Source organism: Rosenbergiella australiborealis (assembly GCF_018494035.1).
Classification (GTDB): Bacteria; Pseudomonadota; Gammaproteobacteria; order Enterobacterales; family Enterobacteriaceae; genus Rosenbergiella; species Rosenbergiella australiborealis.
The window spans coordinates 22,924-36,565 of the sequence record NZ_JABBFO010000003.1; the positions used below are offsets into that span (position 1 = coordinate 22,924).

Genomic DNA, 13,642 nt, shown 5'->3' on the forward strand with positions numbered 1-13,642 from the left:
CATTAAAAATCAAATTTCTATTAACAATTCCAAGTAAATGGTGAAAATAGCCGTCTATTAAGGCTGAATTTAGCATAACTTCATGGCAAACTAGGTAAAGTTTTGTTAGTTGCCCTGGAGGGCATGTGGATAAATTTTTTGCCGAAGAGGTGGTAAGCGACCTGCATACCATTCAGGATATGTTGCGTTGGACGATCAGCCGTTTTTCAGCCGCTGAAATCTGGTACGGTCATGGTACAGACAATCCTTGGGATGAAGCCGTTCAGCTCGTTCTACCAACACTACATTTGCCTCTCGATTTCCCTGAAGATATGCGGACTGCTCGCTTGACCCGCTCTGAACGTGAATTAATCGTTGAGCGCGTCACCCGACGTGTTTTCGAGCGCATTCCTGTTGCCTACTTAACGCATCAAGCCTGGTTTTGTGGACATGAGTTTTATGTTGATGAGCGTGTGTTAGTGCCACGTTCGCCGATTGGTGAATTGATTAATCATGGTTTTTCTGGACTTATCAATCGTTCACCTCGTCATATTTTAGATCTTTGTACGGGCAGTGGCTGCATTGCGATTGCCTGTGCCTATGCATTCCCAGATGCCGAAGTAGATGCAGTTGATATCTCCACTGATGCCCTAGCCGTTACCGAACAGAATATCGAAGCGCACGGTATGATGAATCAAGTTACGCCGCTTTGCTCAGACCTTTTTGATAATATTCCCCCGATCAAATATGACCTAATTGTCACCAATCCTCCTTATGTTGATGCTGAAGACATGGATGACTTGCCTGATGAGTATCGCCATGAACCTGAACTAGGTTTAGCTGCGGGCCATGATGGATTGTTCCTGGTTAATCGTATGCTTGCCCAAGCTACGAATTTCTTAAGCGAAGATGGCGTACTGATTTGCGAGGTTGGCAACAGTATGGTGCATATGATCGAGCAATACCCTGAAGTCCCTTTTACATGGTTAGAGTTTGAACAAGGTGGTGATGGGGTCTTTATGTTGGATTATCATCAATTAGTTGAATTTAAGCATATTTTTGAAAGTAGCTCGACAAAATAAGTCGATTTTTCAGCACACATTTACAGTAAGGATGAAACATGGCTGGAAATACTATTGGTCAACTTTTCCGTGTGACAACGTTTGGTGAGTCTCACGGCTTGGCGCTAGGGTGTATTGTTGATGGTGTTCCTCCTGGGATCCCCTTGACCGAGGCTGATTTACAACACGATCTTGACCGTCGACGTCCCGGTACCTCGCGCTATACCACGCAGCGTCGTGAGCCTGATCAAGTAAAAATTTTATCAGGGGTTTTTGAAGGTAAAACCACGGGAACGTCGATCGGACTACTGATAGAAAATACTGATCAACGTTCACAAGACTATGGTGAAATTAAAGAATTGTATCGTCCTGGCCATGCTGATTATACCTACGATAAAAAATATGGCTTTCGCGATTACCGTGGGGGGGGGCGCTCTTCTGCTCGCGAAACGGCGATGCGTGTTGCTGCTGGGGCAATTGCTAAAAAATATCTACAGCTCACTCACAATGTGGTTGTTCGTGGTTATCTGTCACAGATGGGCGATGTCACCTGTGAATTAAAAGACTGGTCAGAGGTTGAGCAGAATCCTTTTTTCTCCCCAGATAGCGATAAACTTGAAGCCCTAGACGCCTTGTTACGCGGGTTAAAAAAAGAGGGAGACTCTATCGGCGCGAAAGTTAGCATCGTCGCTGAAAATGTCCCTGTCGGCCTTGGTGAACCGGTGTTTGATCGTCTTGATGCCGATCTGGCGCATGCTCTGATGAGCATTAACGCTGTAAAAGGGGTTGAGATTGGCGATGGTTTTGATGTTGTAAGCCAGCGTGGAAGCCAGCACCGTGATGAGATTCGACAAGATGGATTTCAGAGTAATCATGCAGGAGGTATTCTCGGCGGTATTAGCAGCGGTCAGACCATTACGGCGTCTATTGCTTTGAAACCGACATCGAGTATTACGGTGCCAGGTAAGACTGTTACCCGTCAAGGTGAGGAAGTGGAGATGATTACCCGTGGACGTCACGACCCTTGTGTCGGTATCCGTGCGGTACCCATTGCCGAAGCTATGACCGCGATCGTCTTAATGGATCATTTACTCAGACATCGTGGACAATGCGGCGAGAGTCATGTTTTATCAGGACAAGGCGACTAAGATGATTAAACAATGGATGGCCGGTAGTGCTCTGTTTATGGCTTCAGTGTTTACAGTCTGCGCCCAAACCCCGTGGCAGAAAATTCAGCAACCCATAGCCGGGCCTGTTCGGCCTATTGGAAGCTATGCCAATGGCTGTATTATCGGCGCACAAGCATTACCATTACAGGCTGAGTATTACCAAGTGATGCGTCAAGATCAACGCCGTTATTTTGGCCACCCATTATTAATCCAATTTATTGAACACCTTAGTCAACACGTCGCTCAGCAGACCTCTGGTATAGTCCTAGTCGGTGATATGGGAATGCCAGCAGGTGGGCGCTTTAGCAGCGGTCATGCGAGCCATCAGATTGGACTTGATGTCGATATTTGGCTACAAATTCCTCGCCAGCGCTGGACATCCGAGCAATTATTACATCCTCAACCGTTAGATTTAGTCTCTGCGGACGGTAAGTCGATATCATCGCGGTTATGGAGTCGAGATACCGATACGTTGGTACGCCAAGCAGCGGAAGATCCGCAGGTGGCTAGAATCTTTGTAAATCCAGCCATTAAACAACAGCTCTGTCGTGATGCTGGCAGCGATCGTCAATGGTTACAGAAGGTTCGTCCTTGGTTTGGACACCGTGCTCATATGCATGTGCGATTACATTGCCCCACCAATGACACCCAATGCGTAGAACAAGCTCCACCGCCTCCAGGCGATGGCTGTGGCGCGGAGCTACAAAGTTGGTTTGAACCCGCTAAACCTGATTTACACCCAGTTAAACCTCAACCTCCTATATTGCCTGCCGACTGCCAAGCATTATTGGACAAACATTTACTGTAAGGGTCATGCATGGATTGGTTTGTTGTGAGTCCGGAGTTGATTGCTGTTCTTTTTTTTGTCGCAGTACTTGCCGCTTTTATTGATTCGATTGCCGGGGGTGGGGGATTATTAACGGTTCCCGCGCTATTAGCCGCAGGACTCTCCCCAGCCCAAGTATTAGCGACTAATAAGTTACAATCTGTTGGCGGGTCTTTCTCCGCAAGTTTATATTTCGTACGCCGTAAAGCCGTCGATTTGCGTCAACAATGGGTAAATATAGTATTGACCTTCGTTGGTGCCGTAATTGGTACAATCACTATTCAGCATCTTAAAGCGGATGTTCTACGCCAAGTCTTACCGCTGTTGCTTATCGGTATTGGCCTTTGGTTTTTATTTATGCCAACACTGGGCAAAATAGATAAAACCGCGCGGCTTGAGGGTATTGCTTATGCGTTGATTGGTGGGGGATGTGTCGGATTTTATGATGGATTTTTTGGTCCCGGCGCAGGATCTTTTTACGCATTGGCATTTGTTACTCTCGCAGGATTTAATCTAGCCAAAGCGACAGCACACGCTAAAGTCCTTAATTTTACCTCAAACTTCGCCAGCCTAATTTTCTTTATGATGGGCGGTAAAGTGGTTTGGGGCCTTGGTGCTATCATGCTCATTGGTGCCGTCTGTGGGGCTCGCCTCGGTGCTCGACTTGTGTTAAGCCGCGGACAGAAGCTGATCAGGCCGATGGTTGTGGTTGTCTCGATGGTGATGAGTGCAAAACTATTATGGGATAGTCATGGCCCGGCGTTACTACACAGTATTGGTTTTTAATTTTATTAAGATAAATTTATGACTCAGCAACATCACTATCAGGACATGATTACGCTTTTCGATCACTGCTTTTACGCTGATTTCAATACCCGCTTAATCAAAGGTGAGGATGAGCCTATCTATTTACCGGCGGATGAGACGTGTAATTATCATCGAATCGTTTTCGCGCACGGTTATTATGCCAGCACGTTACATGAAATTTCTCATTGGTGCATTGCTGGCGCGCAGCGCAGATTGTTAGTTGACTTCGGATATTGGTACTGTCCAGATGGTCGTGATGAAGCGACTCAAGCTCGGTTTGAGCAAGTTGAAATTAAACCTCAAGCATTAGAATGGATATTTTCTGTTGCAGCCGGTTTTCCTTTTAATATTAGTTGCGATAACTTGGAAGGCACCTGCGAGCCTGATCGCATAGCCTTCCAACGTCACGTTTATGCACAAGTCATGTATTATCTTGAAAACGGCTTACCGGAGCGTCCGGCACGCCTTGTTGCTGCACTGCAACGCTTCTATAACACTGCTCCTCTCCATCCAGATCAATTCTCGTGGGTAGATGTTTTATAAATAGACCTTTTTTATTCTAGGAACCGCAATGATTACAGATATTGAGCAGCATATCCTTGATAGCATCGACAAGACGGTTGAACACGGATCGGAGGATGAGTTATTTGCCGGAGGGTATCTTCGTGGGCATTTAACCTTAGCGGTGGCTGAGTTGGAACAGATTCAAGACGCCGAGCCTCAAGCCTTAAAATTACAGGTCGAACAGAGTCTGTCACAAGCAATTAAAGCAGGTGAACTCTCACCGCCGGACCAAACATTAGTCACGCAGCTCTGGGAAGACCTCTACCAGCAAGCGGTAGAGGCTACCTTACTGGTTAAGTAATAGGTCTACCTTTCAACATTTTACGGATCCAGAAGCGTCCCGGATGTAAAGCATTTAAGGTCGATTGATCAAGTGGCAGCGGTTCTCCGGCTAATTGCGAAGCGAGAACTTCTGCTGCGAGAGGCGCACTGCAAATACCTCTGGAGCCAAACCCACCCAACAGATACGCGCCGTGAAAATAGTCGTCAGCGAAGACTTTTTCGTGCTGAGCAGCTATCGCGACTAATCCTGTGTAGTCACTGAGTGCACCGATCATCGGTAGATGGTCCCGTGTTGCACAGCGGACAGCCACGCGAGCATGGCGACCCATCTCCACCTTTGATGCCCATTCACTATTGGGAAGACATTGTACTAAACGTGCTTTATTGGCAGCCTGCTCATCTTCTGAATACTGACAATCTGTGACGCCACGCCGATAGCTTGCTCCAATACAGTGACTGTGGTGCTTGGTGCTTAATGGTGTTAAATATCCTTCATAGCAGAGGACAGTAGAGAGCTGGCTTAATGGCTCTTGTTGTGCCAGATGGCTAACTTGCCCAGCGACTGGGTAGACTGGAAATGCTTCAGTCTGTGCAAATTGGTTGAGTTGATGACCATTGGCAAGAACCAGTTGCGGGTGTGTCACGCTATGTCCATCACTAAATCGTAATTGCCATCTGCCATTTTTTTGCTGTTCGATACTTTCTACATGGTGTTGCCAATGACAGTGAGCGCCTTGAGCGATTGCCCAGTCAAAAAGTGCAGTGGTGAGTTCGGCAGGTGATAACCATCCCCCCTGTGGGTAGTAAATGCCGCTATGCTCGACAGGAAGACCGGCAATATTGCTCGCTTCACTTGAAGTGACCGCATAAGCGAGAGACGCAGGAAGTTGGAGGGATAACTGTTGGTTTATTTTATGTCGGCTTTTATCATCCCAACCCAGTTGTAAAACGCCACACCACTGATGCTCAAAATCAATAGGTAATGAGTCATAAAAACGCCTCGCATAGGTAAATGCGGTGGTAAAGAAGTTGGCCAGTTGCGGATCTTGTGCATGCAGTAGAGGGTAGAGTGCACCTTGTCGATTTCCTGAGGCATTTTCAGCCGGTTTTTTATCAGCGCAATAGAGCGTGACGTCCCAGCCACGGCGCAGTAACGCGATACAAAGGCACGCACTTGCTATACCTCCACCAATAATGGCGATGGCTTTATTGTTTCCCCTAGGACGGGGGTAGCCAGATCTCGCGGACGGCACCTCCAAAGGCGTAACGCGTGTACCGACTAGCATTTCACGTTTTTGGGCAAAACCTTTTCTGCGCGTTACCGCAAAGCCTGCCTTTTCCAGTCCACGACGAACAAAACCTGCGGCAGTGAATGTCGCAAAAGTACCATTCTCTTTAACAGTTGCAGCCAAGACGGTGAAAAGTTCATCTGTCCACATATCGGGATTTTTAGAAGGGGCAAAACCATCTAAGAACCAGGCATCAATTTTTTGAACTAAATTAGCCCTAAGATCCTCTAACATGTCATTGATGTCGCCAAACCACAGGTCAAGCACGATATTGCCTTGCTCAAAAATAAGACGATGGCATCCCGGTAAGGCATCTGGCCACTGTTGGCATAAGGTTTTTGAAAAATATTCTAGTTCTGGCCAATGTTGATGGGCGAGCTGTAAATCAGCTAAGGTCAGTGGGAATTTTTCACAACTGACGAAGTGTAACCGAGGTAAATTTTTTTCAGGGTGTGACTGACGTAGCTGTCGATAATGTTGCCACAGTGTCAAGAAATTCAGGCCGGTACCAAAGCCGGTTTCGGCAATCGTAAAACAGTCATTTTCTGATGAAATAAGTCGGGTAGGGAGTTGATTACCTTCTATAAAAACGTAACGAGTTTCTTCAATCCCGTTGTCGTTAGAAAAGTAGACATCCTCAAAAAATTCCGAAACAGGTGTACCTTGTTCGTTCCAATGTAGGGCAGCATGTTTAATAGTGGATGATTTCACATCAATGACTCGTAGCGGAAGACTTGCGAATAGTCTAGCGACATCACAATTTACAGGCAAATTTACAAAGAGTTTATACATTGGGGGTTGTTCGGCGTACAACTGTACGCTAAAGTGCACACCAATAAGACGATAGTTGTTATGAGGAATGTGAATGAAACGTGCAGTGATCACTGGCTTGGGGATTGTTTCCAGCATTGGTAATAATCAGCAGGAAGTGCTGGCTTCTCTACGTGAGGGGCGTTCAGGAATCACTTTTTCTGATGAAATGAAAGATGCAGGTATGCGGAGCCATGTCTGGGGTAATGTCAAGATGGATACCACAGGCTTAATTGATCGTAAGATTGTGCGTTTCATGAGTGATGCCTCGATTTATGCTTATCTGTCTATGGCAGAAGCGGTAAAAGATTCAAAATTAACTGAAGAGCAATATCAAAATAACCCTCGTGTGGGTCTTATTGCGGGATCAGGCGGCGGTTCGCCACGTTTTCAGGTCTTTGGTGCGGACGCGATGCGTAGCCCACGTGGATTGAAAGCGGTTGGTCCTTATGTGGTGACCAAAGCGATGGCCTCTGGGGTATCTGCATGTTTAGCAACGCCGTTCAAAATCCACGGTGTTAACTATTCAATCAGTTCCGCCTGTGCCACTTCAGCACACTGTATTGGTAATGCCGTTGAGCAAATTCAATTAGGCAAACAAGATATTGTGTTTGCGGGTGGCGGTGAAGAGCTGTGCTGGGAACTGGCTTGCGAGTTTGATGCCATGGGTGCGTTGTCAACTAAATATAATGACACGCCAGAAAAAGCATCACGGACCTATGATTCTGAGCGCGATGGATTTGTTATCGCCGGCGGCGGCGGTATGGTCGTTGTTGAAGAGCTTGAGCATGCGCTAGCACGCGGTGCACACATCTATGCAGAGATTGTTGGATACGGTGCGACATCTGATGGTGCTGACATGGTTGCCCCTTCTGGTGAAGGTGCTGCGCGTTGCATGAAGATGGCAATGGAAGGCGTTGATACGCCCATCGACTATCTGAATACTCACGGTACTTCTACGCCAGTGGGTGATGTGAAAGAGCTAGGCGCAATTCGCGCTGTATTTGGTGATAACACCCCTGCGCTTTCGGCAACTAAAGCGATGACTGGTCACTCATTAGGTGCTGCCGGTGTGCAAGAAGCGATTTATACATTATTAATGCTTGAGCATGGATTTATCGCACCAAGTATTAATATTGAACAAGCTGATGCTGCAGCAGAAGGCATGAATATTATTACTGCGCCAACTGAACGCGCATTAACGACTGTCATGTCAAATAGCTTTGGTTTCGGTGGAACAAACGCAACATTGACGATGCGTAAATTCACGTCATAATTATCATCTTGTCCGAAAAACGGTAGCTTAGGCTGCCGTTTTTATTGGTGCTGAAAAAGTGTTAAGGAGTGACTTGATGACGCAGGAACCGTGCATTACCGATAATAACCGTTCAGTAAAACCAGTTGCCGTAACCTCGTTTTCCGTCTTTTTAACCTACCTTACTGCTGGCATTGCTTTACCTGTCATCCCTTTGTTTGTTCATAACGATTTAGGAATGAATAATGTGATGGTTGGGATCGCGGTTGGAATTCAATTTTTTGCCACGTTGGCTAACCGTGGATTTGCCGGTAAAAAGGCCGATCAGCAAGGGGCAAAAAAAACGACGCGATTCGGTATGGGTGTAATTACCCTAGTGGGTCTTGTCTATTTTATTGCGCTCTTCGCCCATCACTCAGTCTGGTTGCAATTTGGCCTGCTAGTGGCGGGGCGACTCCTTCTTGGACTGGGCGAGAGTTTTCTATTGACGGGCAATTTAACTTGGGGACTGGGTCTTATCGGCCAGAAACGGTCGGGGATTGTTATGTCTTGGAACGGTATGGCAATTTATGGTTCATTGGCGGCTGGGGCGCCAATTGGCTTATTCCTTTATCACCACTTCGCTTTCCTTGGGGTGAGTATTGCCTGTATTGTTTGCCCGCTTGTCGCATTACTCTGTAATGCCAAAGTCCCCAGTGTACCGATTAGTGGCGGTGATCGTCCGAGTTTTACGACCGTGCTTAAACAAATTGTAGTGCCGGGAACAGTACTAGCACTTCAGGGAGTTGGATTTGCCGTAATTGGTGCTTTTATTTCGCTCTACTTTGCTGCTGAGCATTGGGGAAATGCAGGGTATACCTTAACGATATTTGGTCTTGCTTATGTCGTAGTGCGAATCTTCTTTGGCGGCCTGCCTGATAAAATAGGTGGTATAAAAGTCACTATCCTATCTCTGGGTGTGGAACTAATTGGTCTAGTATTAATTGGTTTTAGCCTACAAGAGTGGCAAGCATTAGTGGGTGCGGCATTAACGGGTGCGGGGTGTTCATTAGTGTTTCCGGCGATGGGAGTGGAGATTATGAAACGCGTCGACGCACAAGTCCGTGGAACCGCGTTAGGGTGCTTCTCCGCATTTCAGGATATTGCTTACGGCGCTACCGGCCCATTGGCAGGATTTTTAGCGAACAGTGCTGGCTACGGCGCGGTCTATATAGCGGGTGCGTGTAGCGCACTGCTAGGTATCGTCATCAGTGTGACGATGATGCGTCCTGTAGAACAGTCTTAAACAGCATCACAGCAGTTCGTAATGCCTGTGGAGGAAGGGAAGCGAAGCCAAGAATCCATCCATTAATCTTTTCGGATGTCAAACACAGGGGCGCAAGTTCAACCAACACGAGCCCTTGTCGCGCAGCGGTAAGGGTAATTTTCTCGGTACTTCCTAGTAAATATTCCACGGCAAGTTGCAGCCCGCCTTCACCGGGTAAAATACGCAGGTAATCAGCAGTATGCTCGTGTAGTAGCGCAATAAGTAAACGGAATCTCGCCTCATAAAGCCTTTTCATCAGACGTAGATGGCTTGCAAAATAACCTTGAAATATAAACTCTGCGCTAACTGCTTGAGTCAGTTGCGCGGTATGGCTATCCATCATTTGTCGTGCCTTAACGACAGCAGGAACGAGCGAGTGTGGCACGACCATATAGGCAAGACGGATCGCTGGGAATAAGGTTTTAGAAAAGGTACCAAGGTAAATGACAGTTTGTGCACAGTCCATCTGTTGTAACGAGGGCAAGGGACTTGTTCCGTAGTGAAACTCACCGTCATAGTCGTCCTCGATGATCCAACTGTGCTGTTGGGCTGCCCAATCTAACCATGCTCGGCGCCTGACTGCACTCATCGTCATTCCCAAGGGATATTGGTGACCCGGTGTCAAATAGGCTAATTTGGCATTGGTGGTTGGGGCTAGCGCACCTTCATCATCTAGGGGCTGTGCCTTCAGTATAGTCCCTGCCTGCTGAAAGGCATTAACGGCACCTTGATAACATAATGCTTCGGTCAGTACCGTATCGCCTTCATCAAGCAATAGATCTGCTAAGAGTTGTAAGGCTTGTTGTGAACTGGTCATCATAATAATTTGTGAGGGTGAACAGTTTACTTGTCGAGAGAGGGCAAGATAGTGACTGACCGCCTGACGGCACACTAAAAGACCTTGCGGATCGCCGTAGAGCAACAGCTCGGGTGCTAGATTATCCATCACTTCTTGCGTTACCTTGGCCCAATAATGAGTAGGAAAAGCCTGCACATCGGGAACCCCTGCATTAAAAGCTTGTATCTGTCGAGGATCTTGACATAAACGCTGGGCCAAATGTTGTTTCCCGCGCTCTGAAAGAGTTGGTGATAACAATTTTTTGGGGTGATGGTTTGTCGCGATAATCCCCTGGCATTGAGCAACATAGCTGCCTCTACCGGGCTGGCGGATAATATAGCCTTGATCAGTCAGTAGTTGGTAGGCCGCTTCAACCGTCACACGTGAACAACCGACATCAATGGCGAGTTGTCGAGTAGAAGGTAAGCGTTCGCCGCTAACGAGATGCCCTTTTTCAATCGCCGACCTAAGTGCGTGATTAATTTGGGCAACGCGAGAGCCTTTCCCATTTAAAGTCAGTGATAGCCAGATGGAAGAGCGTTGAGTCATGGTGTGGTGGTCTTACATTGTGTGATAAATGGGTCTGCTTCGCGAAGCGATTGTGCGATATTCTCCTTTTATAACACAAGGAGATAATTAATGACTGATACCCTCGCTTATTTTGCCACCCCCAATGACAGTACCGCGTATCTTAAGATGAAACTTGCTTACTATATTGATGCGTGGGATCTGGCTGAAGCCACTAACACTGGCGACTCAGATTATATTGTTTTAGATGTACGCTCAGCGCAACAGTATGCGAAGGGGCATATTCCTGGCGCAATAAATTTTCCTCATCGAGAAATGAACGAGACTACGCTTAACGCACTGGATAGTTCTCGGTATTACGTGACGTATTGTGATGGTATAGGTTGCAATGGTTCTACTAAGGGCGCTTTACATTTAGCGCAAGCAGGATTAAGAGTTAAAGAGCTCATTGGGGGATTAGATTTTTGGCGGCGAGATAATCACCCGATTGTTCAGGGAAGCCAGCCGCAGGCTTGGCCATTGCATGCAGGCCAAGCTAACTGCGGATGTTAATCTACCACCACCAAAAAATCAGTAATAGGAGTGCAACGACGACAAGAGTGGCCTTAATTCGACCCGAAAAAGGTGTATAGGAAGCCTTATCAGATTCAGAGGGGGCAGCGTGTTGAATCGGTATTGGTCCAGATGCGAGCCTACTTTGCATAGAGGCCCAGCCAAAACCGGCTCGGTAGCTAAACAATGCATTAAGGATATCTTGTGCTTGCACGGTAGATAACGGCGACACTGTAGTGAGCTGATAGTATTGCTCACAATAAGAGGCCGCTTGCTGGGTCTCTTCAAGGCTAGCAGGCTGTTTTAAACCCTGAAATAGTTGCTGTAAGCTCATTGGTTGCTGACCCACTAATTGTTGGCGAGCTTGTAGGTATTGCATTAACAGCGGGTAGTGCTTGACCGGGATCGGGTCACCATTTTTCAAGCCAACCATAGTATGTAATGTTTCCCACACACTGATTGTCGACTCACCATTCGCCACGGATAATTTGACGACTTGCTGGCTAAGAGTCAGATGTTCCGCCGGGAGTAGGCTGCGCGCAGTGGCATGAGTCTGTACAGGATGAGGAATAGAGATTTCACCTTGTTGCAGACGCGTCAATACCTGTTGCAGCTGTGCTTGCGTTAAGGCGCTTAATACCGTTTGACCAAATTGATGGCGAATGTATTCGCTGACAGCTTGTCGATTGTTCCCTTGAGGAAGTAATTCGGTGAGTTGCTGCAACTGACGACGCGCCAAATGATTATGCTGTTCCTGTTTTAAAATCTCTTCTAACCATTTTTCAGCGTCAGCAAATTGAGATGAGAGTAATTCACCTTCATTACTGACATTCAAATGATGACGAATACCGGCCCATAAAGCAGGTGCTTTAAGGCTGCTGATGGCTAAAATTTTTACAATAATTCGCTCGAGCGCAGTTCGCTGAGTGGAGGTTAGAGCCTCGCTCTGCAACGGCTTTGTTTTTAGGCTGTCGGAGGACGTTAAGTCGTGATGGCGTGCACCGTCGGAAAATCCGCGAGGGCCACTGAGTGGTTGCATGGCAACATCCTTACAAAACCGAGGAACCGGAACACCGGAGAATAGCCGGCTATCATAGCAATCCCCTTTTAAAATCCCAAGTAACAATCAACGGATTTCGTGACTATTTATCGGTTAATGAGAATCAATCTCCGGTGTTTTCAGTGAAAGAGTATGACAGAATATCCGAATCCTTCTATTTACCGACTAGGTTTAACAATGAAAATCGTTGTTGATGAAAATATGCCCTATGCCCAAGAGTTATTTAGCCGTAAAGGACAGGTAGTTCGCGTGCCGGGGCGTCCCTTGCCCATCAGTGAGCTTAAAGATGCACAAGCGTTAATGGTACGTTCAGTAACGCCGGTGAACGCAAAGTTAATTGAAAACACCTCATTGGCTTTTGTCGGATCTGCAACGGCGGGTACTGATCACGTTGAACTTGCAGATCTGGATGCGGCATCGGTTGCCTTTTCTGCAGCCCCCGGCTGTAACGCAATTGCTGTCGTAGAATATGTCTTATCGGCATTACTCTTACTTGCAGAGCGAGATGGCTATCAGCTCAGTGACAAAACCATCGGCATCGTGGGTGTTGGTAACGTGGGGAGTCGGCTACAAAAGCGATGTGAAGCATTAGGAATGAATGTTCTATTATGTGATCCGCCGCGGGCAGACCGCGGGGATAAAGAGCCATTCCTTCCGTTACAGAGTTTGGTGGATCACGCGGATATATTGACCTTTCATACGCCATTGATTAAGCAGGGGGAGTACCAGACGTGGCATAATGTTGATCAACAGGTGCTAGAACGTCTTCGTCCTGGTTGCGTATTGATTAATGCTTGCCGTGGATCAGTAATCGATAATCAAGCTTTAAAACAGGTACTTATACATCGTGATGATCTTAACGTTGTTTTAGATGTGTGGGAGCCTGAACCCAATCTTGATATTGAATTACTGTCACATGTTGATATTGCCACCGCACATATCGCTGGTTATACCCTAGAAGGAAAAGTCCGAGGGACAACTCAGCTTTATGAAGCGTGGACTGCATTTATTGGACAGCCAGAAACTATTTCTCTCAGTTCGCTTCTTCCTCTTCCTGATGTCAGTGTCGTGAATGTAAGTGGTGAGTTTTCTCAGTCACTACTAAAACGTTTAGTTCATCTGGTGTATGATGTGCGCCGCGATGATGCGCTGTTAAGGCTGCATATTGGTGACGAAGGCGGGTTTGATCGGTTGAGAAAACACTATCAAGAGCGTCGCGAGTGGTCCTCATTGACTGTCAATTGTTCAAATGCACAGACAGCAGAGAAACTTCGTCAACTCGGATTCAACGCCATATACTGCGCTTAAGGTTCAGT

The 13,642-nt window shown here is 46.9% G+C and carries 13 protein-coding genes; 10 read left to right on the forward strand and 3 right to left on the reverse strand.

Annotated features, from left to right (window positions below):
* Positions 1-125: 125 nt before the first annotated feature.
* Genes prmB through HGT73_RS04870 form a run of 6 tightly spaced genes read left to right on the forward strand, consistent with a single transcriptional unit; the run spans position 126 to position 4,707 of the window.
* Positions 126-1,061 carry a 50S ribosomal protein L3 N(5)-glutamine methyltransferase gene (prmB, locus tag HGT73_RS04845; RefSeq protein WP_214212538.1) on the forward strand — a complete coding sequence of 312 codons (936 nt, stop codon included), beginning with the start codon at positions 126-128 and terminating at the stop codon, positions 1,059-1,061.
* A 38-nt stretch (positions 1,062-1,099) separates the two neighbouring features.
* Entirely contained in the window at positions 1,100-2,188 is a 1,089-nt protein-coding gene (gene aroC, locus HGT73_RS04850; protein ID WP_214212539.1) for a chorismate synthase, read from the forward strand.
* 4 nt (positions 2,189-2,192) lie between these two features.
* Positions 2,193-3,017, forward strand: coding sequence for a penicillin-insensitive murein endopeptidase (mepA, locus tag HGT73_RS04855; protein ID WP_407073144.1), 825 nt, complete (start codon positions 2,193-2,195; stop codon positions 3,015-3,017).
* Between the two features lie 9 nt (positions 3,018-3,026).
* Complete coding sequence (locus HGT73_RS04860) at positions 3,027-3,821, forward strand: TSUP family transporter (RefSeq protein ID WP_214212541.1); 795 nt, start codon at positions 3,027-3,029, stop codon at positions 3,819-3,821.
* Between the two features lie 18 nt (positions 3,822-3,839).
* Positions 3,840-4,385: an elongation factor P hydroxylase gene (locus tag HGT73_RS04865; RefSeq protein ID WP_214212542.1), complete on the forward strand. Its 546-nt coding sequence runs from the start codon at positions 3,840-3,842 to the stop codon at positions 4,383-4,385.
* 28 nt (positions 4,386-4,413) lie between these two features.
* Positions 4,414-4,707 (forward strand): YfcL family protein, encoded by a 294-nt coding sequence (locus tag HGT73_RS04870; RefSeq protein ID WP_214212543.1) that lies wholly within the window; start codon positions 4,414-4,416, stop codon positions 4,705-4,707.
* On the opposite strand, the gene mnmC is transcribed toward HGT73_RS04870, so the two are convergent.
* Positions 4,700-6,688, reverse strand: a complete 1,989-nt coding sequence (mnmC, locus tag HGT73_RS04875; protein ID WP_214212722.1) for a bifunctional tRNA (5-methylaminomethyl-2-thiouridine)(34)-methyltransferase MnmD/FAD-dependent 5-carboxymethylaminomethyl-2-thiouridine(34) oxidoreductase MnmC — start codon at positions 6,686-6,688, stop codon at positions 4,700-4,702. The two genes, HGT73_RS04870 and mnmC, sit on opposite strands and share 8 nt — an antisense overlap.
* Before the next feature lie 154 nt (positions 6,689-6,842).
* Here mnmC and fabB point away from each other — a divergent pair, with 154 nt between their 5' ends.
* Positions 6,843-8,063: a beta-ketoacyl-ACP synthase I gene (fabB, locus tag HGT73_RS04880; RefSeq protein ID WP_214212544.1), complete on the forward strand. Its 1,221-nt coding sequence runs from the start codon at positions 6,843-6,845 to the stop codon at positions 8,061-8,063.
* A 76-nt stretch (positions 8,064-8,139) separates the two neighbouring features.
* Complete coding sequence (locus HGT73_RS04885) at positions 8,140-9,327, forward strand: MFS transporter (protein WP_214212545.1); 1,188 nt, start codon at positions 8,140-8,142, stop codon at positions 9,325-9,327.
* Here the strand turns inward: HGT73_RS04885 and pdxR are convergent.
* Complete coding sequence (gene pdxR / locus HGT73_RS04890) at positions 9,290-10,735, reverse strand: MocR-like pyridoxine biosynthesis transcription factor PdxR (RefSeq protein WP_214212546.1); 1,446 nt, start codon at positions 10,733-10,735, stop codon at positions 9,290-9,292. The two genes, HGT73_RS04885 and pdxR, sit on opposite strands and share 38 nt — an antisense overlap.
* Before the next feature lie 90 nt (positions 10,736-10,825).
* Here pdxR and HGT73_RS04895 point away from each other — a divergent pair, with 90 nt between their 5' ends.
* Entirely contained in the window at positions 10,826-11,266 is a 441-nt protein-coding gene (locus tag HGT73_RS04895; RefSeq protein ID WP_214212547.1) for a rhodanese-like domain-containing protein, read from the forward strand.
* A 1-nt stretch (position 11,267) separates the two neighbouring features.
* Here the strand turns inward: HGT73_RS04895 and HGT73_RS04900 are convergent, their stop codons facing one another.
* Positions 11,268-12,305: a flagella biosynthesis regulator Flk gene (locus HGT73_RS04900; protein ID WP_214212548.1), complete on the reverse strand. Its 1,038-nt coding sequence runs from the start codon at positions 12,303-12,305 to the stop codon at positions 11,268-11,270.
* A 198-nt stretch (positions 12,306-12,503) separates the two neighbouring features.
* Here HGT73_RS04900 and pdxB point away from each other — a divergent pair, with 198 nt between their 5' ends.
* The gene (gene pdxB / locus HGT73_RS04905; protein ID WP_214212549.1) at positions 12,504-13,634 is read left to right on the forward strand and encodes a 4-phosphoerythronate dehydrogenase PdxB; all 1,131 of its coding nucleotides are present in this window, start codon (positions 12,504-12,506) and stop codon (positions 13,632-13,634) included.
* Positions 13,635-13,642 lie beyond the last annotated feature (8 nt).